We start from the raw sequence: 25,959 nt of genomic DNA on the forward strand, positions 1-25,959 counted from the left end.
GTGCAGGCCTCCAAAGTGCACCACCAGCACCAACAATAAAAGGAATAAATAACTATTTATTTATTCCATAATGAAATATAAAAACACCAAGCAATACCAGTCCTGGCTCGGGAAACGCCCAGGCCAATCTACGTTCGCGTCGTCTAGCGAAGCGACACTCTCTAATCGTAGGTCCTGGCTTTACCGCTGACTCGACTTTCCCCTCAAAGATCGTGCCGATCAGATAAAAAGGGCAGGCAGGGGCATTGCACCTGCGCCAGCCCTTTTCAAGTAATAACAGCCTCAGGGCTTGGCGATATTGGTCCGCGAGACTGCGGGCGACTCTATCGGCAACGTGTCCCTCAGTTGCTTGACCTGAGCGCTCCTCACTGCAGGCGCCTGATTGCCCCAACTGCTGCGGATGAACGTCAGCAACTGTGCCACCTCAGCATCCGACAAACGCCAGGCGAAACCGGGCATGCCAAGCTCAGACGGCGCCGTTGCGGTGGCTGGCAGCTTGCTGCCCGTCAGTACCAGGCGAATCATCGACACTGGATCCTGCGCAAGCACCGAGGAGTTGCCCGCAATTTTCGGAAAGACCCGTGCGTAGCCTTGACCGTTGGTGCGATGGCAAGCAGCGCAGTTGTCGACATACAGTTCAGCGCCACGGCTGTCTTCTTGCCCGGCAGCCAACGCGTTGGCTGTAGTCGGATCGGCCTTGAAACTCGATACCTGACGATCGCCGGCTGGCAGCGTCTTCAAGTACGCAGCCATCGCTTGCAGGTCGCCATCGTTCAGGTGCTGGGTGCTATGAACGACCACATCGCCCATGGCGCTACCCACTACTGCGTGGGTCGTGCTGCGTGCACTGCGCATCGTCGCGACGATGTCTTCGGCACTCCAAGCGCCCAGGCCGTCAGCCGGGTTCCCGCGCAGGTTGACCGCCAGCCAACCATCGATGACCGGCCCGCCTGACAGGTAGGCCGGGCTCGACTCATCCAGCGCTTTTTCCTGCAGGGTCAACGCCCGTGGTGTATGGCAACTGCCGCAATGCCCAAGACCTTGAACCAGATAGGCTCCGCGAGCAACCTGAGGGTCTTTGTAGCCGTCGGCGTTGAATGCCACCGCATCAGGATCAGGCGCGAATACCTTGCGCCAGATCGCCAGCGGCCAGCGCATGGACAGTGGCCACGGCACTTCGTTGGCGCGATTTTCGGCGTGGACCGGCGCTACACCGCGCATGAAATACGCGTATAGCGCCCGCATATCGTCATCGCTGATCTTCGCGTATGCCGGGTAAGGCATGGCCGGGTACAGGCTAGCCCCGTCGGCCGCAATTCCATGACGAATCGCACGGTCGAAATCATCCAGCGAATAGTTGCCGATACCGGATTTTTTGTCGGGCGTGATGTTGCTGCTGTACAGCGTGCCAATCGGCGAGGCAATCGGCAGGCCACCCGCGAATGGCTTGCCGCCCTTGCCGGTGTGACAGGCCGTGCAGTCGCCAGCGTCGGCCAGGTAACGGCCCTTCTCGATCAGCGCAGCCTGTTCTGCCTCAGGCGATGCCTGCAATGAGCGGGTGTGAGTTGGCCAGAAAGCGAACACCAACACTACAACCAACACCAGCATGCCGAGTCCGAACAGACTCAAGAGAAACTTTTTCATGGGTTTCTCTCCTTAGGCCTGAACCAGCGGGCCGGGGTTCTTCAGGTATTGCTCACGAATGGCCTTGGCAGACCAATACGCCAGCGCGCCCACCATCCCGGTCGGGTTGTAGCCGTTGTTTTGCGGGAATGCGTTGGCGCCGATGGCAAACACGTTATGCACATCCCAGGATTGCAAATACCGATTCAACGCCGAGGTCTTGGGGTCGCTGCCCATGATCGCGCCACCACAGGTATGGGTGCTTTGGTACTTGGTGATGTTGTAATGTTCTCCTGGTTTCTTCGCATCGCCTGCCACAGCGGTTGGGTTGAGGATTTTCGACATCTCCAGCGCCTTGCCGACCAGGAATTGCGAGGCCTTGATTTCATTGTCGTGCCAGTCGAAGTTCATCCGCAGCAGTGGTCGCCCGAAGCCGTCCTTATAGGTCGGATCCAGGCTCAGGTAGTGCTGACGGTACGACATGCAGGCACCCTGCACTTCGAAGTAAAACGAGTGACGGAACGCATCGCTGGCGGCCTGCTTCCACTGTGTGCCCCAAGCTGGCGTGCCCGGTGGAACGTTGATTCCACGCACGGGCCCGGCACCCGGTTGTCGCGCCCAGATAATCCCGCCGCCGACGAAACCAGCCTTGGCATTGTCCAGTTGGTTACCGTTGAGGTTGTCCATGGTCGTGCCCGCGCCACCGATGCCGATGAACTGGTTGGCCTGCACTTCCTTACCGAAAAACAGCACCACGCGGTTGAGGTTCTGGTACGAGTAATTACGGCCGACGGTCCCTTCGCCGCTCAACGGGTCGTACGGTTTGCCGATGCCCGAGAGCAGCATCAAGTGCACGTTGTATAAGGAGAATGCGCAGAGCAGCACCAGATCGGCCTGCTGCTCGACTTCACGGCCCTGGGCATCCAGATACGTAACCCCGGTGGCCTTCTTGCCATCGCTGTCGAGATTGACCTTCAGCACTTGCGCATGGGTGCGCAGTTCGAAGTTCTTGCGCTGGCGCAGCACCGGTAGAATGCTGATGTTCGGACTGGCTTTGGAGTAGTTGAGGCAACCGTAATCGCTGCAGAACCCGCAGGCGTTGCAAGGCCCCATCTGGCATCCGTATGGATTGACGTAAGGCGCAGACGCATTGGATGCAGGGATCGGATACGGGTCCCAACCCATCTCCCGGGCCGCGCCGTAAAACATTTCCGCGCCGAGATAATTCGGGTTCGGACCCAATGGGAACTCACGCGAGCGCGAACCTTCGAACGGGTTGCCGCCCGGCTGCTTGGCGCCCTGAATCACACCGGCCTTGCCGGAGGTACCACAGACGTATTCGAAGTGATCGAAGTGCGGCTCAAGGTCTTCGTAGCTGAGCGGAAAGTCCTGGATCGTCATGTCGCTGGGAATGAATTTTGCGCCATAGCGCTGTTCGACATTGCTGCGCAACTTGAAGTCTTCCGGCAACGCGCGAAAGTGACAGCCAGACCAGTGACTACCCGCCCCACCCACGCCGGTGCCCGGTTTGAATGAGCCCATCTGCCGATATGGCACGGCGGTGGATGTCAGGTTATGCCGCGCGGTAACGGTTTCCTGTGACAGGCTTTGCAGATAGCGGCGATGCACCGAACCTTCGAGTTCATCGACGACTTTCGGGTAGGCAAAATCAGGCTGCGTGTCACGATCAGCGCCGCGCTCCAACACCACCACTGTCAACCCTGCATCGGTGAGCTCCTTGGCCATGATCGCCCCGGTCCAGCCCATGCCAACAATCACAGCGTCTACTTTTGGCTTAACGTTCGCCATGCTCAACCCCTCCGTCCGGCCAGGTCGACCGGGGGCAGCGGGTACGGCTTGTCACGCACGGTCACCCAATCCATGTAATCGGCGCGCATGCCGGGATAACCGATCATCTTCCACGCGCCCATGTTTTTGTTGCCGCCGTGCGAAGGGTCGGCGAAGTAACCGTTGCGCACTTCACTGAGCAGGCTGGTAAAGAACAGCTTTGACGAGATGTCTTCCAGCGCCAGCTTGCCGCTCTCGGCACTCTTGAGCAGGTCCTCCTGCTGGGAAGTCGACAGCTGTGCGAAGGTCTTGCCGGAAAAGGACTTCTTGCAACTGGCATCGACCGCGTTGATGCCGACACGTAGCGTTTCGCGCAAGGTCAAGCGCCCCTGATAGCCAAACTCGGGCGCGGCTTCGATGAATGGCCCCTGCATGTACCAGATGCCACCGTTGGCATAGGGCGTCTGCATGTGGCGGTCGAGAAACTCCGGCACACCCAGTTCGACGGCGCCGGGGCCAACCGGGTCAGACGGGATCAAACGGTCGCAGGCTGCAATCAGGAATACCCACTCTTGCGGGGTGAAAAACGTTGGCTTGTAATCATCGGCTTTGGCCGGTCCCCCGGTGCCTGGTTGGGCGTCACTCGCCGGGGTCTGGGCGAATGCGCCGGTGGGAAGACCTGCACTTGCCAGGGTTACCACGGGGATCAGCGTCAACGACTTGCGCAAGAAATCGCGGCGTCCGGGGGAATTATGATTATCACCTCTACGCGGAAAATCGGTCATTGCGTTCCTCATCTCCGCCAAACAGACGGATTCTTATTGTTGGGAGAGGAACCCAGTGTCACCGATTATGTATTTTGAATTCAATATTCATTTTTAACTACAGTATGAACGTCAGGCGGTCAGCCAGATGTCGAGGTCACGCGCCCTGCTTATGCTTTTTAGCGGCGAATCGAATCTGGGTGTTCGCAGTCGTCACGCACCATGAGCATGATCGCGTCACGTTTTTCCAGAAGATGGTGACGCAAGATAGTGCTCAAACGCTTGCCATCGCGTGCCTGCAAGGCTTCGATCATTTCTTCGTGATCATGCAACGCCCGCTCCCATTTTGGCGCTTGCTGGTTGGACAGGAAACGCAAGGCATGGATACGCCGGTTCAAGGACAAGTACACTTGACGCAGCGCCGAATTGCGCGCGGCCAGGTTGATCAGGTCGTGAATGGCACGGTTGCGCTGGAAATACCCCGGCAGGTCGTTCTGGTTCTTGCTGACCACCATGGCGTAGTGCAGCGCCTGGATCTCTTCGAGTTCCTGGGCAGTAATGCGCTCACAGGCCAACTCCCCCGCGAAGGCTTCGATGCCGCTCATCAACTCGAAGGTTTCGCGAATCTCCAACTCTGACATCCGCGCGACGCTCGCACCGCGGTTGGGGTTGATTTCGATCAAGCCCTCTACCGCCAGGACTTTCAATGCCTCGCGCAGGGGCGTGCGGGAAATACCAAGGGTTTCGCACAACTCGCGCTCGTTGAGTTTCTTTCCCGGTGCCAATACGCCTTCGGTAATAAAGCTGCGCAGGTGTTCCACGACTATATCGTGCAACCGCTGACGTTCGACCTTGGGCATCAGCCTAGGGCTGCCTGGCTCGCCCGAACCTTCCATATTTTGCATTCAAAATCCTCATCGCGTCGTTTAAACGCCACAGCCTTATTCGAAAACATCCCAATTCATGCGCAATGTTAGCGCAACTATAGGGTTTGACACAGCAAGAAGCCGTGCTAACGTATTTTGAATTCAAAATACAATAACAAGGAGTCATCTATGCTGAAGCTCGATTTTCATCCCGCCGGCCGTCATTTCCTGCAAATCCCGGGGCCAAGCCCGGTACCGGATCGTATCCTGCGCGCCATGAGCTACCCCACCATTGATCACCGTGGCCCGGAATTCGGGGAGCTGGGGCTCAAAGTGCTGGATGGGATCAAAAAGATTTTCAAGACCCGTCATCCTGTCGTCATCTACCCCGCTTCAGGTACTGGCGCCTGGGAAGCAGCGCTGTGCAACACCTTGAGTGCAGGCGATGAAGTCCTGATGTTCGAGACCGGGCATTTCGCCACTCTCTGGCAGAAAATGGCTTTGAGCCTGGGGCTCAAGCCGCAATTTATCGGCCGGCCCGGGATCGAGGGCTGGCGCGGCGGGGTCGACGCGTCAATGGTCCAAGCGCACCTGCGCGCCGACAGCAGTCACCGCATCAAGGCGGTGTGTGTCGTGCATAACGAAACCAGCACCGGTGTTACCTCGGATATCGCTGCCGTGCGCCGGGCTATCGACGCTGCCGGCCATCCAGCACTGCTGTTGGTCGATACCATTTCCGGCCTCGCATCAGCCGACTATCGCCATGATGAATGGGGTGTGGACGTCACCGTGTCCGGTTCGCAAAAAGGTCTCATGCTCCCGCCGGGTATCAGCTTCAACGCCCTGTCCCCAAAGGCCATCGAGGCCAGCAAAACCGCCGGCCTGCCCCGCAGTTTCTGGGCCTGGGACGAAATCGTCGAAATGAACAAGACCGGCTATTGGCCGTACACCCCGAATACCAACCTGCTGTATGGATTGTCCGAGGCCCTGGACATGATCCTCGGCGAAGGCCTGGACAATGTTTTCATCCGTCACAACCGCCTGGCTCACGCCTGCCGCACAGCAGTCAATGCTTGGGGACTGGAAATCCAGTGCGCCGATCCAAGCGTGTACAGCCCGGTGCTAACCGGTGTGATGACCCCCGAAGGCATCGATGCCGACGTCGTACGCAAAACAATTTACGAGCGCTTCGACATGTCCCTGGGAACAGGCCTGGGCAAGATGAAAGGTCGCATGTTCCGCATCGGTCACTTGGGCGACTGCAATGACCTGATGCTGATGGCCACCCTGACCGGCTGCGAAATGGGCCTGCAAATGGCTGGCGTGAAACTGCAGTCAAGCGGTGTGCTGGCGGCGATGGATTACCTGGGAGGGCAATCCGTGCCGTTGCGGCGCGAATGATCTAAACGCAGCTGCGGCACAGCCGTAACTCCGTGCTCCGACTAACTATCCCGAATCAACGCGTTGTCAGCGTAAACAATAAGAAATGGAGATAGAACATGAGATTTTTACGTCTGCGCCCCACTACGGTGGTGCTCTTCATGCTGTGCGCCATGTATTTCATTACCTACCTGGACCGCGTCAACGTCAGTACCGCGGCGGTCGGTTTTGGTAAGGAATTCAACCTGACCAAGACAGAGATCGGCATTGTCTTCTCTGCTTTTGCGTATCCCTATCTGGTGTTCCAGATTATCGGCGGTTGGGTCAGCGACCGTTTTGGTGCCAGACGTACACTGATCGCCTGCGGGCTGATCTGGGCCAGCGCTACCGTGCTGACCGGCCTGGCCGGCGGCTTCGTCTCGCTGATCATCGCCCGGGTATTGCTCGGCCTGGGCGAAGGCGCCACCTTCCCTGCCGCCACCGCGGCCATGTCCCGCTGGATCCCCAAGGAAAAACGCGGGTTCGCCCAAGGTATCACTCACGCTTTCGCGCGACTGGGCAATGCTTTGGCGCCGGCTGCGATGATCGCGGTCATGGCAACCTATGGCTGGCGAGAATCGTTCTACGTCTGCGCTGGCATCAGCTTCGCCTGGGTGGCGATCTGGGCACTGGTCTTTACGGAACTGCCGAAGAACCATCCGCGCATCTCGCAACAAGAGCTGGACGTATTGCCGCCGCCTAAGGTGAAAAGCAAGCAGCCGTTGGCCTGGGGACGCCTGTTCAAACGCATGGCGCCGGTGACCATCGTCTATTTCTGCTACGGCTGGACGCTATGGCTGCTGCTGAGTTGGGTGCCGATGTACTTCATGAATATGGGCCTTGATCTGAAGGGCACTGCCATTTTCGCCTCCACGGTGTTCTTCGGCGGTGTCGTCGGCGATACCTTGGGGGGCATCGTCAGTGACCGTATCTATGCACGCACCAAGGATCTGAACAAGGCACGCAGCCTGATGGTCGCGGTCTGCCTGGGCTTGACGCTGCTGTCATTGGTACCGCTGATGTTCACCAAGGACATGCACATCTCCCTGGCATGCCTGGCCATCGGTTTCTTTTTCTCCGAGATGACGATTGGCCCGATGTGGGCCATCCCGATGGACATCGCCCCTGATCATTGCGGCACGGCCAGCGGCATGATGAATACCGGCTCGGCCATGGCGGCTATCGTCAGCCCAGTGGTGGCGGGATTGCTGATCGACAAATTCGGCAATTGGCAATTGCCGTTCCTGGTCAGCATCATCCTGTTGGCGATTGGCGTAATTCTTTCCTTTCGCATGAAGCCGCAGAACAAATTCGAGTATGTGATAGCGCCTCTGGCGTCGGCAACCGATGTGCAAACCTCCCCGGTCATCAGTAAATAACTTGCAGCCTCCCCCGCCTGTGGGCGGGGTCTTGATAAATGGAGCGACACCTTGAATACAGCATCCAACCCTTCGCGCCTGGCGCAATTGATCGTCGACGCGCAACGGCAACGCAACCCGCTGGGCGAACTCGACAGCAATGTGTACCCCGCGGATTTCGCCACTGCCTACCTGACCCAACAGGAGATTTTTCGCCTGCGCGGCGTCGAACCCGGCGGCTGGAAAATCGGTTCAAAATCCCCTACCGGCCCGATCCAGGGCTCACCGCTTCCACGGGATTGCCTGTTTGCACCCGCCAGCCAATTCGACCGTGGGGCTTATGCGCCGGTGGGTCTGGAACTGGAGATAGCCTTTCGCTTCAACCGTGCGTTCGGTTCGCGTGACCAAGACTATAGCGACGAGGAAGTCATGGCCGGTGTTGGCGAAATGGCCGCGACCATCGAAATAGTCTCCAGCCGTTTTGCCGCCTGGCCGAAAATCGAGCCCTTGACGCAGTTGGCCGACCTGCTTAACCACGGCGCTCTGATAGTGGGTGAGTTTGTGCCTTACAAAGAACATTTCACGTTCGTGCAGCCCACACTCGAACTGACGTTCAACGGCGACAACATCGTGCCAGCAGCGGTCGCCAATCCGGCGGGTGATCCGCGCCGACTGCTGCCCTGGCTGGTCAATCACCACACGCGCCAAGGGCGGACCTTGCCCCAGGATTTCGTCATCACCACCGGCTCCTTTACCGGCATGTATTTCGCCCCGGGCCCTGGGGAGGTGAGCGGCCAGATCCACGGCTTGCCCCCCGTGTCGCTGTCGCTGATCTAGTTGCGGACCCAATAACCGGGGCGGCTGTAGACCTCTTTGAGGAAGGCAATGAAAAAACGCACCTTGGCCGGCAGGTAATGTTGCTGGGGGTACACGCCCTGGATGTCGTAGCTGGGCAAGGCGAACTCATCAAGCACCGTGGTGAGCTCGCCGCTGAGCAGCTCGCTCTGGATTTCCCAGACCGAGCGCCAGCAAATGCCAAGGCCTCTTTTGGCCCAGTCGAACAGCAGTTCACCGTCGTTGCAGTAAAGATTTCCGGCCACTTTGACTGCCACCTGCCGGCCCTCTTTCTGGAAGGTCCAGCCCCGGTGTTGCCCTCCCTGCAGGCTAAAGGCCAGGCAGTTGTGATGAGCCAGGTCGTCAAGGGTTTTGGGGGTGCCACGGGTGGCAAAGTAACTCGGCGCACCGCAGACCACCCGGCGATTGGCGGCAAGGGTGATCGCCACGTAATTGGGGTCCAGCACTTCACCGATACGAATGCTCATGTCGTAGCCTTCGCGTACCAGATCAATGACGTTGTCGGTCAGGTCGAGGGAAAGCTTGAGGTCCGGAAACCGCGCCTGAAATTCCGGCGCATGCGGGGCAACATGCCGTCGACCGAAGCCGGCCGGGGCGGTGATCATCAGATGGCCGCGCACCGCGCTGCGGTTCTCGCTGATGCTTGCGTCAATCTCCTCGAACGATTGCAGCAAGACCTTGGCTTGCTCAAGGTAGGCTTCACCCAGTTCGGTGAGGGTCAGCCCGCGGGTGGAACGATGGATCAGCTTTACCCCGAGCCTCTGCTCCAGTGCGGTCAAGCGCCGCCCCATGATCACGGGTGTCACGCCGTCGGCCAAGGCCGCGGCGGCAAAGCTGCCACGGGACGCTATGAGCACGTAGCTGCGCAATTCCGTGTAACGGTCCATTCGATACTCCTGATACCGACAGAAACGATATAAGCGACGATTCCCAAAGCAGGCTAGCAAATGGATGCTGTCGATGTATAAAAAATATCGAGTCAAGGAGAGCCCCATGCCCCTCATGAAAGCTATAGAAGCCGCCGTTCTGGTGATGCGCCGCGAAGGCATCGACACCGCATTCGGAATTCCCGGTGCCGCGATCAACCCGCTGTACGCCGCGTTGAAAGCACTGGGTGGCATTGATCACGTGCTGGCTCGCCACGTCGAAGGCGCGTCCCACATGGCCGAGGGTTACACCCGCGCGGTGTCCGGGAACATCGGCGTGTGCATCGGCACTTCGGGCCCGGCCGGCACTGACATGATTACCGGCCTGTATTGCGCCTCCGCCGATTCGATACCAATCCTCTGCATTACCGGCCAGGCGCCGCGTGCGCGTCTGCACAAGGAAGATTTCCAGGCCGTGGACATCTCGAGCATCGCGGCGCCGGTGTGCAAATGGGCGACTACCGTGATGGAACCCGGCCAGGTCCCCTACGTTTTTCAGAAAGCCTTCCAGATCATGCGCAGTGACCGTCCGGGCCCGGTCCTGATCGACTTGCCCTTCGACGTGCAGATGGCCGAGATCGAGTTCGATATCGACGCCTATGAACCCTTGCCCGTGGTCAAGCCCAAAGCCAGTCGCCAGCAGGCGGAAAAAGCCATGGCCCTGCTCAATCAGGCCGAGCGCCCGCTGATCGTCGCGGGGGGCGGCATCATCAATGCCGATGCGTCGGCACTGCTGGTGGAGTTCGCCGAATTGACCGGCATTCCGGTAATTCCTACCCTGATGGGGTGGGGCTGCATTCCCGATGACCACCCGCAAATGGCCGGCATGGTCGGCCTGCAGACGTCCCACCGCTACGGCAACGCAACGATGCTTGAATCGGACGTGGTGATCGGCATTGGCAATCGCTGGGCCAATCGGCATACCGGCACGATTGCGGTGTACACCGAAGGACGCCGGTTCATTCACATCGACATCGAACCGACCCAGATCGGTCGGGTGCTGATGCCGGAATTGGGCATCGTCTCGGATGCCGGCAGTGCCTTGCTCATGCTGCTTGAGGTCGCCCGTGAATGGCACACAGCAGGTCGCCTGAAGAGTTTCGGCGCCTGGCTGACCCGTTGCCAGCAACGCAAAAGCCGTCTGCAACGCAAGACTCATTTCGACGACATGCCGATCAAACCGCAACGGGTGTACGAAGAGATGAATCGTTTTTTCGGCCAGGACACCTGCTATATCAGCACCATCGGCCTGTCGCAGATTGCCGGCGCGCAGTTCCTGCATGTCTACAAACCCCGCCACTGGATCAACTGTGGCCAGGCCGGGCCATTGGGTTGGACGATCCCGGCGGCGCTGGGCGTGGTCAAGGCCGATCCACAGCGCCAAGTCGTCGCGTTGTCCGGAGACTACGACTTCCAATTCATGATTGAAGAACTTGCCGTGGGTGCGCAGTTCAAACTGCCCTACATTCACGTGGTGGTGAACAACGCCTACCTGGGCCTGATACGCCAGGCCCAGCGCGGCTTCGACATGGACTACTGTGTGCAACTGGCGTTCGACAATATCAATGCCCCGGAGCTTGGAGGCTACGGCGTCGATCACGTTGCAGTCGCCGAGGGACTGGGCTGCAAGGCCTTGCGCGTGACGGATCCAGGGCATCTGCAGGCTACCTTCGCCGAGGCTCGCGAACTGATGGCCCGGCATCGCGTGCCCGTGGTAGTCGAAGTCATTCTCGAGCGCATCACCAACATCGCGATGGGCACTGAAATCAACGCGATCAACGAGTTCGAAGCGCTGGCCGAATACGCCGCCGACGCCCCGACTTCCATCAGCCCCATGGCCTGATCTTCTGGCCCAACCGGAGAAAACCCATGACACGTCTATGCGCCAATCTGTCGATGCTATTCACCGAGCAGCCATTCCAGCAGCGTTTTGCCGCAGCCGCCAACGCAGGTTTTACCGGCGTGGAATACCTATTTCCCTACGAGTTCGGATCAGCCGAAATCAAGACGCAGCTGGATGAGCATGACCTTACCCAGGTGCTGTTCAACCTGCCCGCTGGCGATTGGAGCAAGGGCGAACGCGGGATTGCCTGCCATCCGGACCGGGTCGAGGAATTCAAGGCCGGCGTCGACCTGGCCATCGAATACGCCAAGGTCCTGGGCAACACCCAGGTCAATTGCCTGGCCGGCATCTCCCCCACCGATACGGAGCTGGCACGGGTGCACGATACCTTCGTCGACAACCTCCAATACGCCAGTGCCAAGCTTGAAGCCGCGGGTATTCGCCTGGTCATGGAGATGATCAATACCCGCGACATCCCCGGTTTCTTCCTGACCACAACGGCCCAGGCCCTGGAGATACGCGAACAGGTCGGCAGCAGCAATCTGTTCCTGCAATACGACATCTATCACATGCAAATCATGGAAGGCGACCTGGCACGCACCCTTGAAAACCAACTGGCAGTGATCAAACACGTGCAGTTGGCGGATAACCCAGGCCGCCATGAACCGGGAACCGGTGAAATCAACTATCACTTCCTGTTCGAACACCTCAACCGCATTGGCTACGACGGCTGGATCGGTTGCGAGTACAAGCCGTTGACCACCACCGAAGCCGGCCTGGGCTGGCTGGCTTCCCATAAACTTATTTAACCGAGAGGCATCGAACATGGCGACTATCGGATTTATCGGCACCGGCATCATGGGCCTGCCAATGGCGCAAAACCTGATCAAGGCCGGCCATCAGTTGTTCGTTTCAAGCCATCACAGCACCCCGCCAAAAGCACTCACCGACGCTGGAGCCGAAGTGTTGGCGAACCCGTGTGAAGTAGCGCGACAAGCGGAGTTCATCATTGTCATGGTTCCAGACACACCCTATGTCGAGGCGGTGCTGTTTGGCGAAAACGGCGTCGCTGATGGCGCCGGCTCCGGCAAAGTGGTGATCGACATGAGCTCGATTTCTCCGTCTGCGACCAAGGCGTTCGCGGAAAAAATCGTCGCCACTGGCGCGCGTTACCTGGATGCACCGGTTTCGGGCGGTGAAGTTGGAGCCAGGGCCGGTACTCTGAGCATCATGGTCGGTGGCGATCAGGCCGTGTTCGACCGCGCCCTGCCTCTGCTGCAAAGCATGGGCAAGAACATCACGCTGGTGGGCGGCAACGGTGACGGTCAGACCGCCAAAGTAGCGAATCAGATTATCGTCGCCCTGAATATCCAGGCAGTGGCTGAAGCCCTGCTGTTCGCTTCGAAAAACGGTGCAGACCCAGCCAAGGTACGTGAGGCGCTGATGGGTGGCTTCGCCTCGTCGAAGATTCTCGAAGTACATGGCGAACGCATGATCAAGGGCACATTCGATCCGGGATTCCGCATCGCCCTGCATCAGAAAGACCTGAACCTGGCCCTGGAAGGCGCCCGTGAATTGCACCTCAACCTGCCCAATACCGCCAACGCACAGCAAGTATTCAGCACTTGCGCGGCGCTGGACGGCAGCCAATGGGACCATTCGGCATTGATCAAGGGGCTGGAGCACATGGCTGGTTTTTCCATCCGCGAATCCAAGGCCTGAAGCTTTCGACAATTAAAAAAATCCCGCCGGGCTGGCGGGATTGAGCCAGAGTGTCATGAATACCGCACCACTCCCCCCTTGTCGGGTGACGCATCTGTCAGCGCGCGTTCATACGGGCTGTCGCCGGCCGTGCAGCCGTTGCTTGTCAGTCTTGGGCTCATGGCCCTGACGCAAACGCAATGCTGCAATCGCCGCCACCACCAGGACAATCGCGATGAATTTCATGCCATCCATCGCATTGCCGGTACTTTGCTCGATCAACCCCATCACAGAGGGCCCGACAAAACCGCCCAGTAGGCCACATGAGTTGACGAATCCCAGGCCGCCGGCAAGCGCTGCTCCCTTCAGTCGCGAAGCCGGATAGAGAAAAATGATTGATTGCACGACGAAGAACATCACTGCCGAAAGGCAGAAACCCAGCAAACTGATCATCGGTCCCGCCAGTGAGGCGATCCCCAGTCCTGCGGCCATTGTCAGCAACCCCGCTACCAGCATTTGCCGGGCGCGCGCCGGCGTCGTGGCGAATCGGGGCAGTGCAATAGCGCCTGCTGCCGCCGCCAGCCAAGGCAGGGACGTCAGCAATCCGATCTGCAACATGCTCAGATCAGCGTATTTACCGATGATGCCGGGCAGGAAAAAGATCACCGTGTAGACAGTGATCTGATGGCAGAAGTACACCAGGATTGCCAACAGGATCTGCGGGGTCAGGCATTGTTTAAACGAGTGACCACTGCCACCGGCACCCTCTTGCGACTCAGCGGCCAACGTCTGCTCGATCTGTTCGGCTTCAGCGGCGCTGAGCCATGGTGCCTTGCTCGGGCGGTCCGGCAGTTTTTTCCAGACCACCATGGCAAAGAACACGGCCGGCAGGCCTTCAAGCATGAACATCCACTGCCAGCCACGCCAGCCCCAGACACCGTCCAGTTGCATGAGCGCGGCGCCCAGCGGCCCGCCAATGATGTTGGCAAAGCACACACCCAGCAGAAAATAGCCGGTGGCACGCGCCCGCTGTTCACGGCCAAACCAATACGTCAGGTACAGCATGACGCCGGGAAACAGGCCGGCTTCGGCGATGCCCAGCAGCAATCGCAATATGTAGAACGACGTTTCGCCTTGAACAAAGGCCATCGCTGCAGAGATCAATCCCCAGGTGACCATGATTCGTGCAATCCAGAACCGTGCGCCGACCTTGTGCATGATCAGGTTACTGGGCACTTCCGAAAGCGCATAGGTCAGAAAGAACAACCCGGCTCCCAGACCGTAAGCGGCAGCAGAAATGCCCAGGTCGACGTCCAGATGATGCTTGGCCAGCGCGATGTTGGTCCGGTCTAGGAAGCTCAGCACATAGGCCGCGATCAGCAACGGCATGAGTTTGACGAACATCAGTTTGTTCAGCGTCGCCGAATCTCGGGGGGTATCAGGTGTTTCGATGGTTCTTGTTATTGTCATCGCGCAAACCTCTTGGTAGCTACGGCTGTTGAGAAGCCCCGGCAGTTCTGGCCACCGGGAACAAAAAACGATTAAAGCTCCGGCTGGGCGACCAACGCCTCAGGCCGGTGGGAAAACAGCTGCAGGAACGCCCCGCCCAATGCGCAGCCAGCCATCACGAAGAAACACACGGTATAGCCGTTGAGGCTGGTCCAACCGCCGCCCATGCTGATCAGTGTCCCCATCAATACCGGTGCAATGCCGCCGCCGATGAACATCGCCGTGGTGATGATGCCGTTGGCTGTCGATGTCGCAGAGGGCTGCGCGGAATCGGAGGCGACCGCGTAATAGATCGGCCAGACTGCGTTGGCGACCAGACCGAAGAGCAGTTGCACAACGATGATGATCAGCATGGTGTTGGCGAAGTAGAACGCACCGACACTGACCGCCATCCACAGTCCGCAGATGATCAATGTCACGCGCCGACCGATGATGTCCGACAGCGACGGCCAGACCAGTTGCCCCAGGATGCCGGTCAAGGTGAACACCACGCTCATGCCTGCCGACTCGGCCAATGACAGGTGAAGGATGTTGTATAGATAGGCCGGTAAGACAACGTTGACGCCCATGTACACCACTTGCGTGAGCATCGTGTTACCGGCTGTCAGGGCAATGTTGCGGTCACGCAGAGTCGCCTTGAACATCTTCCAGGCCTGGCCTTTGACGTTGGTCGATGGCGTGCTGTCCGGCGGGGTCATGCCTTGGGCGGCAATGTCCACGTACAGCTTGGTGATGCGCTCGGCGGTTGAATACCGCGACCAGAAGATCATCAATGGCAGCGCCACCACGAAGGCGAAGAAAAATACATAACGCCAGTTTTCTTCACCGAACGTGGTGATCACGAAGCTGGCAACGATGCCGCTGAGCATCGCGCCAATGGGGTAACCGGTGTGATGTGCGCCCAGGGCAAAACCGCGTCGCTCCACCGGCCACCATTCGGCGGTGTTGCTGACGCCGACCGGTTCACCCCAGCCAGCCCCCAGGTTCACGCCCACTCGCAAGGCGATGAAACTGGCCAAACTGCCACTTAATGCCTTGAACCCCGAGAGAAAGGACAGCGCGGTGTAGCCCAGCACCAGTGGCACCTGGAAGCGTGCCCGTTTCCAACCGCCGCCGTAACGGTCACTCCAGATCGAGCCTGGAATATCCAGGACGGCCAAGGCCAGCATGACCACTGTCGCCACCGTGCCCCACTGGTCCGCCGACAAATCGAAGTGCTTGGAAATCGTCGGCCCCAGGCGTAACACGATCTCGCGATCGTAGGCATTGAGAATCCAGATCATCCAGCACACCAATAACGACACCCACGAAAACCGGTGAATCTTGCCCAGCGATGCATTCTTATTATTTGGCATGGGAAATCTCCAGGCGTGCCGCACACGCCCTATCGAGAAAGGGTCCAGTCGTCCTTAACGGTCAGGTTCAGCCTGTTGAGGGGTTAGCTGGCGAAGCGCTGTTCAGCGATGCCCTTCACACCCAGCCCTGTGATGGCGAACAAGGCGCCGCGTTGCTGACCATCTTCAGGGAAGCGCGGCAACGGAGGCTTGGCCATGGAGGTGACAAACAACGTGTCCATGTTCGGTCCACCGAAGGTCAGGCTGGTGACCTTCTTCACGGGCATCTCGATGATTCGATCCACCTGCCCGTGCGGGGTGTAGCGCACCAGTTTTCCGGCGTAGACCAGTGCCTGCCACAAACAACCTTCGGCATCCACGGTGCAACCATCTGCCGCGCCGCCACCGGATGTGTCGACGCTGGCGAAGCTACGTCGATTGGCGACCGCGCCCGTGGCATTGTTGTAGTCATAAGCCCAGATCTCCCCGGACCAGGTGTCGGCAAAGTAAAAGGTTTCGCCGCTTGGGCTCCAGCAAGGGCCGTTGGAAACGATGATGCCTTCGTCCAGCGTGTGCAGACTCAAGTCCGGGTCGAGGCGATACAGTTTGGCGCTGGCCTGATCTTCCTGAGTGTCCATTGAACCGACGATAAACCGACCCTGGCGATCGACCTTGCCGTCATTGAGTCGATTGTTCGGCTGCCCTGGTTCCGGATCGACGATCAGTTCGAGATCGCCGGTCGGCAAGTCGAGGTTGTAGAGTCCGCTCTGCAACGCCACGATGGCCGCATCACCGTTCTTGCGCAGGGCCATGGAACCCACTTTCTGGCCGACATCCCAGGCACGCAGTTCGCGACCGTCATCAGTACAGCGAAGCACACGACCGTCGAAACTGTCGATCCAGTACAGACGTTGTTGATCGACATCCCAGACCGGCCCTTCGCCCAGCGTGGTCTTTACGTCGACAACGATATCGATACGCATTTTTCACCTCTGTCTTGTTGTTATGGCGATGACACGTTTCGCGCTTAACCGCAGGCGCCAACCAATCCGGCCGGCACCCGCACCCGAGCGAAAAAATTGGCTATTAAAAATCGACCTTGTCCTGGCCCTTGAGGTCGAGCATTTCCCGGGCCTCATCCGGTGTCGCCACGCGTGCGCCCAGGGCTTCGATCACCGTGCGAATACGCTTGACCTGATCGGCGTTGGACGCTGCCAGTTTGCCCGGCCCGTCCCACAGCGAATCCTCGAGGCCAACGCGCACATGACTGCCCATCGACAGACCCATGGTGCCCAGTGGAATCTGATTGCGACCGGCACCGAGAATCGACCATTGGTAAGCGTCGCCGAACAGACGGTCGGCGGTACGGCGCATGTGCGCCAGGTCTTCAGGATGGCCGCCGATGCCTCCTCGCAGGCCGAACACCGATTGAATGAAAATCGGCGCCTTGAGTAATCCGCGCTGCAGGAAGTGCGCGGCGGTGTACAGATGGCCAATGTCGTAGCATTCAATTTCAAAGCGGGTACGGTTCTCGGCACAGGCGTTGAGGATGTGAGCGATGTCGCGGAAGGTATTGCGGAAGATCCGGTCGTCACTCTCCGCCAGGTACGGCCGCTCCCAGTCGTGTTTGAACTCGGTGAAACGCTCGAGCATTTCGTACAACCCGAAGTTCATCGAGCCCATGTTCAGCGACGCCAATTCCGGCTTGAGTTGCGCCACTGGCTGCAAGCGTTCTTCCACGCCCATGGTCGGCGCACCACCGGTGGTGATGTTAATCACCACATCGCTCTTGGCCTTGATTTGCGGCAAGAACTGGCGGAACAGATCGACATCCTGGCTGGGTCGCCCGTCATGCGGGTCGCGGGCATGCAAGTGAACAATCGATGCGCCGGCCTCAGCGGCGCCGATGGCAGCATCGGCAATTTCCTGAGGTGTGATCGGCAAATGTGGCGACATCGACGGCGTATGAATAGCCCCAGTGACGGCACAGGTGATGATGATCGGACGTTTTTTGGACATGAGTGTTCTCCGTTCTTGTTCTTGGCGAGAAAGTTGTTGATAAATCTTGTTGTGGCAACTGAGGTCGAGACGCTTAGAGGTACTCGACGTTGCCATCCACGCTGATAGCCTGGCCGGTCACGTTGCGTGCGGCGGGTGAGCACAGGAACAGCGCCATGGCAGCGACGTCTTCGGCGGTGACCATGCGTTTGAGCGAGATCTTTTGCAGGTACTCCTCACGCATCTCGGCTTCAGGTACGTTCATCTGTTCGGCGCGGGCGCGAATCACACCGTCCATGCGCGGGCCTTCGACGATACCGGGCAGCAAGGCGTTGACGCGGATGTCGCTTTCGCCCAACTCGGATGCCAGGGATTTCATCAGGCCGACGATGGCCCATTTGGTCGCGGCGTATGGTGTGCGCCAGGCGTAACCCAAACGGCCGGCCACCGAAGCGATGTGGATCAGGTGCGCATTGGGTGAGGCTTTGAGCAACGGTACCGCGTGATGAGCAAAGCGGTACTGCCCTGTGAGGTTGATGTCGATGGTGCGCTGCCATTCTTCCTCGGTGATCGCGTCGATGCCTGCCGTTGGACCTGCGATCCCGGCGTTGTTGATCAGCACATCAAGACCACCGAACAGTTCACGCTGAACCTTGAACACCGCTTCAATTTGCGCCGGGTCACCGACGTCCGCACGGGTGGCGGTGCTGTTTGGGTAACGGTCGCGAAACGCTGCAAGGGCGGCTTCGCTGACATCACACACGTGCACTTTGGCACCGGCTTCCATGTAGGCCGCCGCCAGCACTTCGCCGATCCCGGCTGCGCCGCCCGAGATCAGCACCCGCAGGCCAGTATAGGGAATCAGTCGATTGAGAACGCTCATGCTTTTTTTACTCCAGAAACTGGCGACCTTGAACGGTCGCCCTTGACGATCAGGCGCGCCAGGGAGTCAGCCGCCTGCATGATATCGTCGGTGACTGCCGCCCGGGCCGCTGGCCCATCACGCGCGACCAGGGCTTCGACGATGCGGTTGTGGGCTTCCATCGAGCGCTGAAGATGCGCTTTATCCGGTGCTACAAGCGCAAAGCAGGGGCCCATGTGCAGCCAAAAATTCTCCACTGCCGCGGTGATCAGTTCCGCGTTGGCAACCGCATAGATACGCCGGTGGAAAGCAAAGTTGGTCCACAGATAATGAGCCACATCGACGCTGTCGGCGGCTTGCTGCATCTGGTCGCATAGCTGGGTGATGTCTTTAAGGTCGGCATCCTGGAGCAGGCTGACGGCTTTCTCGGCCAGCAGACCTTCGAGCGCAACCCGGGCGTCGCGAATTTCGCGCAACCGTTCGGGAGTCATCATGCGGACACGCAGACGGGAGGTTTCAGTGACCTCGAAGGCGTTCTCTGCACTGAGGCGGTTCAGCGCTTCACGCACCGGCATCGGACTGGAACCCAGCGCCTCGGCAAGACCACGAATAGTCAGCTTTTGGCCTGGCTGGAAGCGGCCGCTCATCAGCGCTTCACGGATCTGCCGATAAACCTGGTCTTGCAGGGTATCGCGGGAAACCTGACGCATGGTGGGCAGGAGGATTGGATGATCTGTCATGAGTAAGGCTCACATTGGACGTTCTTATGGGTCCAATATGTGATCACAAATAACATATGTCAAATTGTTTGTGGGGTTATGTGACATCACTAGGCCGGATACGGACCACAGCGTCATAAACATGCACCCCGCAATCCTTTACTTCATTTGGACTGAATCTGAACCACCGCTCCCAACTGATCAGGCTTACCCATCGCGATGACCAAATACCGCCGTTGTTCCGGGGTATCGCTTTGCACAATCTGACGGATAGGGCCGATGGCGTTGACAATCGCCGCACCTGCCGGGTTGGACATGAAGGCCGCCAACGGTTGAAGCGTACCGGTGCCGTCAGGTTTTTCTGCAAGCGCCAGAGTGTAAGGTTGTTTCGCTTCCAGCCCGGTAACAGACGCTTGCAGTACCTGCGTCAGGCCCTGGTTGAACAGGGTTACGTTAGTCGGTACTTGATCGGCTGATTTCCCCGCATCCTGCAACGTGAGGTTAACAGCCTGCCCCGCGAGACCCAGTGGTTTGAGATTATCGGTGCCCGGTCCCTTTGTAACAGCGTTTGGCACATAAGCGATTGCCTGCGGCCCTTGGCCGATAGGAATAGTGGCGATGACTTTATTGTTCATCGTATCGATCACATCAAAGGCGTCACCGTTTTCCAGGCCAACGTAAATCCGGCTACCATCGCCCGACGGCCAGATACCATGCGGGAGGTTGCCGACGGCAATTGTCGTAACCTTTTCAAAGGTGTCAGTGCGATAGACCTGTACCTGATTCAAACCGCCAACGGTAATGTACGCGAATGAACCATTGGTGTTATTAACAAGGTTTACATGGTTGGCGATTGGACCAATATCCAGTGTTTTGATCAGTTTAAACGGTGGAGTGGCCTCGAACACTTGAGCTTTGCCAATGTCCTTCAAGGTGAACCAGACTTGTTTGCCGTCAGCGGAAGCCGCAATATTTGGGCAGAACGGGCTAGCTTGTTGTACACGGCCAACAATCTTGTGCTGGGCAACGGAAATCACTACGGTCTGCGGGCTAAAAGATGAGCACACGTATCCATACTTGCCGTCCGGAGAAAATATCTGCATACCCGGCCCCGTCGGCGTTTTGATCCTGGTTTTTTCCTGATAGGTGCTGGCATCAATTACCGATACATAGTCCTCTCCGCGCACGGTCACCCAGACCTCTTTGCCATCAGGCGTGAAGAACGCCTCGTGAGGCGCACGACCAAGATAAGTCTTATGTTTGACTGTATTAGTTTCAGTGTCGATAAAGGACACCGAATTGGAACCAATCGATACCACTGCTAGTGTTTTGTGGTCGGGAGAGAAGCCCAACCCATGAACCAATACTTCACCACGATACAGGGGGGTCAGGTTACCCGGTTGCGGATCGCCCAGACTGATTACGCCCAGTAACTTGTTATCGACTGGATCGGTCACCGACAGGGTATTGGAGAATTGTTCTGCTGCGTACAAACGGTCTTGATGCGAGATCGGAATATCATTAGCCGACATTTTTCCAGGAATCTGTCCGGCATAGCTCACCGTCGTACTGGCAAGTAAGGTTAGGGAAAGCAGGGTCAGAGGAAGGCTTAGGCGCTGCATATAAATATCCTATAGTGTCGTTGAGTCACGTTAGTTTTTTGAGTTACCGCAAAATCTGCTGGGGACTGACTTTATTGAAGGGAAGACGCACGGTAGAAATATTTATTCCATCCATCGCGATAAATTTAAATTTTTACAGGCGCACCCCCTGCTCGTTTTGAGGTTGACGCCTGTAATAATCAGGCCTATTTTTTTGTACGGTTGGTGCAGCGCTCCAATGGGCCAAGGTTTATGACTCTGCACAGCAAACATGACGTCATTGCCCCGGCCTTGCGCCGGGGTCTTTGCTTGTGCACAACACATAGCGCGAGCAAGCTTCGTGATCGCACTTATATCGAATAACCAGAAAGATACCGAGGGTCAAAAAATCCAGTTTTCAGTTCGGGAATAAAACGTTTGGACGTTCGTCTACTAGTGGATACATGAACACGCCGTGTTTGTGCCACCTGATGTCCTATCCGAATTGATATGGAGTTATCCCATGCTGAAAAAACATTCATTGGCCATCGCTGCTTTAGCGGTCGTTACCTCCTCGGTAACGTCCATGTCTGCCAGAGCCGCCGACGAAAGATGGACCTTCGACGGCAATATCCAAAACAACTCGTTGGCGATCAGCCCCGATGAACTGACGGCTGTCGTGTCATACAGTCAGCGTTCTGACGTGGTGGTGTATGACTTAAAATCCGGCAAGGTCCGCAAAGTCCTGAACGGCTACGTCACCCCGAGAAACATTGTATTCGCGCCCTCGGGAGACGCGTTTTACCTCTCCGACAGCAGCCTGGGCATCGTCCGAAAAATTGATACCAAGTCGCTGAAAACCTTGGTGGACCTTCCTTTGGGCGCGGGCGCATTTGGTACGGCCTTGGGTAAGGATGGCCGCTTTCTATATGTCAACAACCAAGCGGCGAGCACACTTTCGGTCGTCGATCTAGAACACCAGCATCCCGTTGCGGTCGTGTCCGGCTTCTCTCAACCGCGCCAAGGCATTCGTATCAGCCCGGATGGCAATACGGTATACGTCACCAACTTCTTGGGAGACAAGATTACTTTGGTCGATCGCAAGACCAACAAAATCAAAGGCGAAATCAACGGCTTCAACAAATTGCGGGCAATCTCCATCTCCGCTGATGGCAATACCCTTTATGCCGCTAACAGTGGCAGTAATACCATTGCTATTGTCGACACGCAAAAACGCTCGATCATCAACACCGTGACCGTTGGCAAAAACCCTTACGGCGCAGCATTGACGCCGGACGGCTTGTATGTGTACTCCGGTAATCTGGGGGACAATAGCCTTTCAGTGATCGACACCCAGACAATGAAAGTGACATCGACTGTGTCAGGATTAAAAGAACCACGCCAGGCCATTATATTTACTAAAGACCAGAAGAAAGCCTATGTCTTGAATAAAGACCTTAGTATTTCCACTGTAGACCTGAAAAGCAATAAAGTTGTAGCCACCCTCAAAACAGATGATAAATAGTCCGCAACTTAAACGTCTAAATCACTACAAATACTGCTGATGCTTACTGAATCAATCCTGATTAATTCGTCTCGGTGCTACGCATCGATCGCACTTATCCTAAACAGTTAGAGACTTATTATGAAAATGTTTATGTTCGGCTTCGCCGCTTTTCTAGTCATTGGGTCGGCGTTTGCCGATACTCCAGCAACCACGCCGGTCATCCACGACCAAACCGGCTTCCTCATAGATTTGGATGTTGACAAAATTCTGTCCAGTACCGACACCTCTCAAGCATGCGGAATCGTCCCGGCACGCTTGAATTACCTCGACCATCAAGGACGCGAGCATGTACTGGATTACCAGGTTGAGGGAATCGGTTGCATAAACCAGAACTAACCGTGCGACAGAGGAAAGTGCGGTCCGCGCGCACATTTCTCACGTGGCTACCTTTTTACTCTTGTAAAGGGAATAGCGTCGGCTCCCGAGCGTCTTGCTTGAGATCGTTATCTTCGAGAGGAATCAAAAATGACTGGGGTCGTAACCATTATTGGATTGCGTGGGGCGGGATTTTTTAGGTATTTAACGATGTTGACGTTTGTATCCGCCGCATCCGCCTATGAGATGAATCACCATAGTACATCGCCTGCGGTCGTCGTGCAGGGCCCGCCTGAGGAAGCGCAGTTCCTGGCAGAGAATGAATCGGCAATGGAAAAGATGATGGTCGATATGGCGTCGAGGCCCACCGGGGATGTTGATCGTGACTTTGTGGAAATGATGATCCCCCATCATCAAGGCGGTATCGATATGGCATTAGCGTTCTTGAAGTATGGTCACAACGAACGATTGCAGCGGTTGGCACAGGAAATAATCATAACCCAGCAGCAGGAAATCGCGGCCATGCGATTGGCTATCGGTGATCCGCTTCCCGCTACGATGGCTGTTCCGGGGCAACCTCCACCCCGTACGGAACCTTGATTCCTGTTGCTTATCCAGTTTTGGAGGGGGTAGTTCGCAATTGCTGATCTTGCATCAGCAATTGTGGATGAGCTTAGCCGCCGTGTGGTGGTGATTCGAGAAGCGCTTATCAACGGTCCTGATTTGACTTCAGCATCAGGAGGAAAAAGCTTCTGTGCGTTCTGGCGCGGGTTTCTTATGCCTGAGCGGTTGCTGCCAGGCTAGCTGCGCCTGGACTTCAGCGACTGCATCCAGGACTCTCTGCGCCCAGAGTTCATCATCTGGACGAACGACAACCACGCGAAAACCGTGATCATAGCCTTCACTCTGCACACCCTCGGAATCATCGACATGCAAGTCGATATCGAATGCCGGCGGAAATTTCGAGGGTGAGTTCGCAAGCCCATGCACCGTCAGGGCATGGTTATGCCGAACGCTGTTGACCACACCGTCGACGCGGATACCGTACAGCAATAGCCAACGCCTGATATAGGACGGTGTCCGGCCGGACGAGGTATAGACCCAGATACTGCATCCCTGGCGACGTAACTCTCGGGTCAGGGAACGTGTTCCCGTACGCAACGGCTCGCCCAGCCAACGATGAACACAGGCCGGCAGCCGGCTTTGCTCGACTGCGCAGTGGTGGAGTTGGCAGGCCAGCGTGTCATCGATATCGAACGAAATCCGTATGCGCTGGCGCCTGAACAGGTGCGTCGGGATAGAACGCTGGATTGCCTGCCATGCTCGGCTGCTGGAAATCCGGCATTTGTCGAGCATCGAATACCTTTTCATCAAGGGCGCCCCTGATGGACGGGCAACGGTGTTTCACCCAGAAAAAACGCCTCTGGATCAGGAGCCTGTTCTTCCAGGAAAGCTGCATATTTTTTCTTGATCTTGGGCAATTCGTACAATGCCTTGACACCATGCTTGGCGGAGTTGCGGATGACCGATGACGGGTTGAAGTAACCCTCGGCGTTTTCCAGCGTCAGCACGAACGGAGGTAAACCTGCGCGCATGAGCAAATAGCTGACGATGAGCGAACCACTTCGGTTATTGCCTTCGATGAACAGTTGCGGCTTGCTGAGAATGCGTACATAGACACCGGCGGCACGCTTCCAGACCGACTCGCTGCGATACGCGCAATACCAATTGAACAGGTCTTTTATCCCACCCTCGACGTTGTTGAAGAAGTGTTCCTCGGTCGCAGCCAGGTGCTGAGCGTATTCCAATCGGCGCGCCGGATCACGGCCGCAGAGAACCGTGGCATTGATCTCCAGCATCAGGTTCAGTTGCTGAAGATCAAACAGGTCGACGCCGCGTGCGACATAATCGTCAATCAGCGCATAGCCTTCAAGCACATTGTGCAGTACTTCGTCAGTCAAGGGGTCACGCGGCTCGGTAAAGTGCCGGCTGAGCTCGGCAAAGCGGTTCTGCACCTCACGTAGTGCACGTTCAATCGCTGACAAATCAAGACGACGCGTTACAGACATTGGCAATCCTGAGAAACGGTGTATGAAAAAGGCAAAACGCCTACATGCCGCCAATGCCGTTTGGCCCTTGGTGACATGTGGCCTTGACCGGGCGCGTGACTAGCTGAACTTGCCGCTGATGTAATCCCCCGTCATTTGTTCGCGCGGACTGTCGAAAATCTGGGTAGTTGGGCCCATCTCAACCAGATAACCGGTGCGTGTGCCCTGGGAAATATCCACCGAGAAAAATGCCGTCGTATCCGCGACACGGATCGCCTGCTGCATATTGTGGGTGACCAGCGCGATGGTGTAATCCTTCTTCAATTCGACCATCAACTCCTCGACCCGGCGAGTGGCGATCGGGTCGAGTGCCGAACATGGCTCATCCAGCAGCAGCACTTCCGGTTCGGTGGCGATGGCGCGGGCGATACACAACCGTTGCTGCTGGCCACCGGAGAGCGACAGGCCGCTGACCTTGAGCTTGTCCTTGACTTCATCCCACAGCGCGGCGCCTTGCAGGGCGTGCTTTACGCGGTCGCCCAGATCGCCCTTGTAGCGATTGAGGCGCAGGCCAAAAGCAACGTTGTCGAAAATGCTCATCGAGAACGGGTTCGGCTGCTGGAACACCATGCCGATATAACGGCGCACGACCACTGGATCAACGCCCTTGCCATAGACGTCCTGCCCGAGGAAATGCACATGACCCTCAAAGCGAAAACCCTTCACCAGATCGTTCATCCGATTGAGGCTACGCAGTACGGTGCTTTTGCCGCATCCGGAAGGACCGATGAAGCCGGTGATCTTGTTTTTCTCGATCGGCACATGGCTGTCACGTACCGCCATGAAGTTGCCGTAGAAAATCTTGTCCAGCTTGCAGTCCATGA

At 57.4% G+C, this 25,959-nt stretch carries 24 protein-coding genes; 9 read left to right on the plus strand and 15 right to left on the minus strand.

Annotation, left to right across the window (positions count from 1 at the left end; genetic code table 11):
* Positions 1-282 precede the first annotated feature (282 nt).
* From GIR22_RS02100 to GIR22_RS02115, 4 genes are all read right to left on the minus strand, one after another.
* Positions 283-1,644, minus strand: coding sequence for a cytochrome c (locus GIR22_RS02100; RefSeq protein WP_154741693.1), 1,362 nt, complete (start codon positions 1,642-1,644; stop codon positions 283-285).
* Positions 1,645-1,656: 12 nt separating this feature from the next.
* Positions 1,657-3,432, minus strand: a complete 1,776-nt coding sequence (locus GIR22_RS02105; RefSeq protein WP_154741694.1) for a GMC family oxidoreductase — start codon at positions 3,430-3,432, stop codon at positions 1,657-1,659.
* Positions 3,433-3,434: 2 nt separating this feature from the next.
* The gene (locus GIR22_RS02110; protein ID WP_154741695.1) at positions 3,435-4,196 is read right to left on the minus strand and encodes a gluconate 2-dehydrogenase subunit 3 family protein; all 762 of its coding nucleotides are present in this window, start codon (positions 4,194-4,196) and stop codon (positions 3,435-3,437) included.
* A gap of 158 nt (positions 4,197-4,354) precedes the next feature.
* Positions 4,355-5,080, minus strand: a complete 726-nt coding sequence (locus tag GIR22_RS02115) for a GntR family transcriptional regulator (RefSeq protein WP_154741696.1) — start codon at positions 5,078-5,080, stop codon at positions 4,355-4,357.
* Positions 5,081-5,230: 150 nt separating this feature from the next.
* Here GIR22_RS02115 and GIR22_RS02120 point away from each other — a divergent pair, with 150 nt between their 5' ends.
* From GIR22_RS02120 to GIR22_RS02130, 3 genes are all read left to right on the plus strand, one after another.
* Entirely contained in the window at positions 5,231-6,442 is a 1,212-nt protein-coding gene (locus GIR22_RS02120; protein WP_154741697.1) for a pyridoxal-phosphate-dependent aminotransferase family protein, read from the plus strand.
* Between the two features lie 98 nt (positions 6,443-6,540).
* On the plus strand, positions 6,541-7,839 hold the full coding sequence (locus GIR22_RS02125; RefSeq protein WP_154741698.1) for an MFS transporter: 1,299 nt from the start codon (positions 6,541-6,543) through the stop codon (positions 7,837-7,839).
* A 51-nt stretch (positions 7,840-7,890) separates the two neighbouring features.
* A complete protein-coding gene (locus GIR22_RS02130) occupies positions 7,891-8,655 on the plus strand; it encodes a 2-keto-4-pentenoate hydratase (RefSeq protein ID WP_154741699.1) in 765 nt (254 codons plus the stop codon).
* On the opposite strand, the gene GIR22_RS02135 is transcribed toward GIR22_RS02130, so the two are convergent.
* A complete protein-coding gene (locus tag GIR22_RS02135) occupies positions 8,652-9,560 on the minus strand; it encodes a LysR family transcriptional regulator (RefSeq protein ID WP_154741700.1) in 909 nt (302 codons plus the stop codon). The two genes, GIR22_RS02130 and GIR22_RS02135, sit on opposite strands and share 4 nt — an antisense overlap.
* A gap of 106 nt (positions 9,561-9,666) precedes the next feature.
* Here GIR22_RS02135 and gcl point away from each other — a divergent pair, with 106 nt between their 5' ends.
* The 3 genes from gcl to GIR22_RS02150 are packed head-to-tail and all read left to right on the plus strand — an operon-like array spanning position 9,667 to position 13,164.
* On the plus strand, positions 9,667-11,442 hold the full coding sequence (gcl, locus tag GIR22_RS02140) for a glyoxylate carboligase (protein WP_154741701.1): 1,776 nt from the start codon (positions 9,667-9,669) through the stop codon (positions 11,440-11,442).
* A 26-nt stretch (positions 11,443-11,468) separates the two neighbouring features.
* Complete coding sequence (hyi, locus tag GIR22_RS02145; protein ID WP_154741702.1) at positions 11,469-12,251, plus strand: hydroxypyruvate isomerase; 783 nt, start codon at positions 11,469-11,471, stop codon at positions 12,249-12,251.
* Positions 12,252-12,267: 16 nt separating this feature from the next.
* On the plus strand, positions 12,268-13,164 hold the full coding sequence (locus tag GIR22_RS02150; protein WP_154741703.1) for a 2-hydroxy-3-oxopropionate reductase: 897 nt from the start codon (positions 12,268-12,270) through the stop codon (positions 13,162-13,164).
* 108 nt (positions 13,165-13,272) lie between these two features.
* Here GIR22_RS02150 and GIR22_RS02155 read toward each other — a convergent pair whose 3' ends face one another.
* The 7 genes from GIR22_RS02155 to GIR22_RS02185 all read right to left on the minus strand — a co-directional run bounded on the left by GIR22_RS02155 (position 13,273) and on the right by GIR22_RS02185 (position 21,187).
* Positions 13,273-14,613, minus strand: coding sequence for an MFS transporter (locus tag GIR22_RS02155; protein ID WP_154741704.1), 1,341 nt, complete (start codon positions 14,611-14,613; stop codon positions 13,273-13,275).
* 71 nt (positions 14,614-14,684) lie between these two features.
* Positions 14,685-16,007 carry an MFS transporter gene (locus tag GIR22_RS02160; protein ID WP_154741705.1) on the minus strand — a complete coding sequence of 441 codons (1,323 nt, stop codon included), beginning with the start codon at positions 16,005-16,007 and terminating at the stop codon, positions 14,685-14,687.
* An 83-nt stretch (positions 16,008-16,090) separates the two neighbouring features.
* The gene (locus GIR22_RS02165) at positions 16,091-16,969 is read right to left on the minus strand and encodes an SMP-30/gluconolactonase/LRE family protein (protein WP_154741706.1); all 879 of its coding nucleotides are present in this window, start codon (positions 16,967-16,969) and stop codon (positions 16,091-16,093) included.
* 103 nt (positions 16,970-17,072) lie between these two features.
* Positions 17,073-18,005, minus strand: coding sequence for a 3,5-dioxohexanoate:acetyl-CoA acetone transferase (gene kce / locus GIR22_RS02170; protein WP_154741707.1), 933 nt, complete (start codon positions 18,003-18,005; stop codon positions 17,073-17,075).
* A gap of 73 nt (positions 18,006-18,078) precedes the next feature.
* Entirely contained in the window at positions 18,079-18,867 is a 789-nt protein-coding gene (locus tag GIR22_RS02175; RefSeq protein ID WP_154741708.1) for an SDR family oxidoreductase, read from the minus strand.
* Positions 18,864-19,586 (minus strand): GntR family transcriptional regulator, encoded by a 723-nt coding sequence (locus GIR22_RS02180; protein WP_154741709.1) that lies wholly within the window; start codon positions 19,584-19,586, stop codon positions 18,864-18,866. Before GIR22_RS02180 ends, GIR22_RS02175 begins: the two co-directional genes overlap by 4 nt.
* 143 nt (positions 19,587-19,729) lie before the next feature.
* Positions 19,730-21,187 (minus strand): YncE family protein, encoded by a 1,458-nt coding sequence (locus GIR22_RS02185; RefSeq protein ID WP_154741710.1) that lies wholly within the window; start codon positions 21,185-21,187, stop codon positions 19,730-19,732.
* A 481-nt stretch (positions 21,188-21,668) separates the two neighbouring features.
* Here GIR22_RS02185 and GIR22_RS02190 point away from each other — a divergent pair, with 481 nt between their 5' ends.
* From GIR22_RS02190 to GIR22_RS02200, 3 genes are all read left to right on the plus strand, one after another.
* On the plus strand, positions 21,669-22,670 hold the full coding sequence (locus tag GIR22_RS02190) for a YncE family protein (RefSeq protein WP_154741711.1): 1,002 nt from the start codon (positions 21,669-21,671) through the stop codon (positions 22,668-22,670).
* A gap of 120 nt (positions 22,671-22,790) precedes the next feature.
* Entirely contained in the window at positions 22,791-23,048 is a 258-nt protein-coding gene (locus tag GIR22_RS02195) for a DUF2790 domain-containing protein (protein ID WP_154741712.1), read from the plus strand.
* Positions 23,049-23,177: 129 nt separating this feature from the next.
* Entirely contained in the window at positions 23,178-23,627 is a 450-nt protein-coding gene (locus GIR22_RS02200; RefSeq protein ID WP_246207741.1) for a DUF305 domain-containing protein, read from the plus strand.
* A 135-nt stretch (positions 23,628-23,762) separates the two neighbouring features.
* Here GIR22_RS02200 and GIR22_RS02205 read toward each other — a convergent pair whose 3' ends face one another.
* The 3 genes from GIR22_RS02205 to pstB form a co-directional block, all read right to left on the minus strand.
* Positions 23,763-24,398: a hypothetical protein gene (locus tag GIR22_RS02205; RefSeq protein WP_154741713.1), complete on the minus strand. Its 636-nt coding sequence runs from the start codon at positions 24,396-24,398 to the stop codon at positions 23,763-23,765.
* On the minus strand, positions 24,398-25,096 hold the full coding sequence (locus tag GIR22_RS02210; RefSeq protein WP_154741714.1) for a hypothetical protein: 699 nt from the start codon (positions 25,094-25,096) through the stop codon (positions 24,398-24,400). Before GIR22_RS02210 ends, GIR22_RS02205 begins: the two co-directional genes overlap by 1 nt.
* Before the next feature lie 99 nt (positions 25,097-25,195).
* Entirely contained in the window at positions 25,196-25,957 is a 762-nt protein-coding gene (gene pstB, locus GIR22_RS02215) for a phosphate ABC transporter ATP-binding protein PstB (RefSeq protein ID WP_218581643.1), read from the minus strand.
* Positions 25,958-25,959: the final 2 nt, after the last annotated feature.

This window comes from Pseudomonas karstica (genome assembly GCF_009707515.1).
GTDB classification, from domain to species: domain Bacteria; phylum Pseudomonadota; class Gammaproteobacteria; order Pseudomonadales; family Pseudomonadaceae; genus Aquipseudomonas; species Aquipseudomonas karstica.

Excerpts from the sequence above, each read along its gene's own strand:
- GIR22_RS02100 (WP_154741693.1), bottom strand. The coding sequence starts at position 1,644 with ATGAAAAAGTTTCTCTTGAGTCTGTTCGGACTCGGCATGCTGGTGTTG.
- GIR22_RS02105 (WP_154741694.1), bottom strand. The coding sequence starts at position 3,432 with ATGGCGAACGTTAAGCCAAAAGTAGACGCTGTGATTGTTGGCATGGGC.
- GIR22_RS02110 (WP_154741695.1), bottom strand. The coding sequence starts at position 4,196 with ATGACCGATTTTCCGCGTAGAGGTGATAATCATAATTCCCCCGGACGC.
- GIR22_RS02115 (WP_154741696.1), bottom strand. The coding sequence starts at position 5,080 with ATGCAAAATATGGAAGGTTCGGGCGAGCCAGGCAGCCCTAGGCTGATG.
- GIR22_RS02120 (WP_154741697.1), top strand. The coding sequence starts at position 5,231 with ATGCTGAAGCTCGATTTTCATCCCGCCGGCCGTCATTTCCTGCAAATC.
- GIR22_RS02125 (WP_154741698.1), top strand. The coding sequence starts at position 6,541 with ATGAGATTTTTACGTCTGCGCCCCACTACGGTGGTGCTCTTCATGCTG.
- GIR22_RS02135 (WP_154741700.1), bottom strand. The coding sequence starts at position 9,560 with ATGGACCGTTACACGGAATTGCGCAGCTACGTGCTCATAGCGTCCCGT.
- gcl (WP_154741701.1), top strand. The coding sequence starts at position 9,667 with ATGCCCCTCATGAAAGCTATAGAAGCCGCCGTTCTGGTGATGCGCCGC.
- hyi (WP_154741702.1), top strand. The coding sequence starts at position 11,469 with ATGACACGTCTATGCGCCAATCTGTCGATGCTATTCACCGAGCAGCCA.
- GIR22_RS02150 (WP_154741703.1), top strand. The coding sequence starts at position 12,268 with ATGGCGACTATCGGATTTATCGGCACCGGCATCATGGGCCTGCCAATG.
- GIR22_RS02155 (WP_154741704.1), bottom strand. The coding sequence starts at position 14,613 with ATGACAATAACAAGAACCATCGAAACACCTGATACCCCCCGAGATTCG.
- GIR22_RS02160 (WP_154741705.1), bottom strand. The coding sequence starts at position 16,007 with ATGCCAAATAATAAGAATGCATCGCTGGGCAAGATTCACCGGTTTTCG.
- GIR22_RS02165 (WP_154741706.1), bottom strand. The coding sequence starts at position 16,969 with ATGCGTATCGATATCGTTGTCGACGTAAAGACCACGCTGGGCGAAGGG.
- kce (WP_154741707.1), bottom strand. The coding sequence starts at position 18,005 with ATGTCCAAAAAACGTCCGATCATCATCACCTGTGCCGTCACTGGGGCT.
- GIR22_RS02175 (WP_154741708.1), bottom strand. The coding sequence starts at position 18,867 with ATGAGCGTTCTCAATCGACTGATTCCCTATACTGGCCTGCGGGTGCTG.
- GIR22_RS02180 (WP_154741709.1), bottom strand. The coding sequence starts at position 19,586 with ATGACAGATCATCCAATCCTCCTGCCCACCATGCGTCAGGTTTCCCGC.
- GIR22_RS02185 (WP_154741710.1), bottom strand. The coding sequence starts at position 21,187 with ATGCAGCGCCTAAGCCTTCCTCTGACCCTGCTTTCCCTAACCTTACTT.
- GIR22_RS02190 (WP_154741711.1), top strand. The coding sequence starts at position 21,669 with ATGCTGAAAAAACATTCATTGGCCATCGCTGCTTTAGCGGTCGTTACC.
- GIR22_RS02195 (WP_154741712.1), top strand. The coding sequence starts at position 22,791 with ATGAAAATGTTTATGTTCGGCTTCGCCGCTTTTCTAGTCATTGGGTCG.
- GIR22_RS02200 (WP_246207741.1), top strand. The coding sequence starts at position 23,178 with ATGACTGGGGTCGTAACCATTATTGGATTGCGTGGGGCGGGATTTTTT.
- GIR22_RS02205 (WP_154741713.1), bottom strand. The coding sequence starts at position 24,398 with ATGAAAAGGTATTCGATGCTCGACAAATGCCGGATTTCCAGCAGCCGA.
- GIR22_RS02210 (WP_154741714.1), bottom strand. The coding sequence starts at position 25,096 with ATGTCTGTAACGCGTCGTCTTGATTTGTCAGCGATTGAACGTGCACTA.
- pstB (WP_218581643.1), bottom strand. The coding sequence starts at position 25,957 with ATGGACTGCAAGCTGGACAAGATTTTCTACGGCAACTTCATGGCGGTA.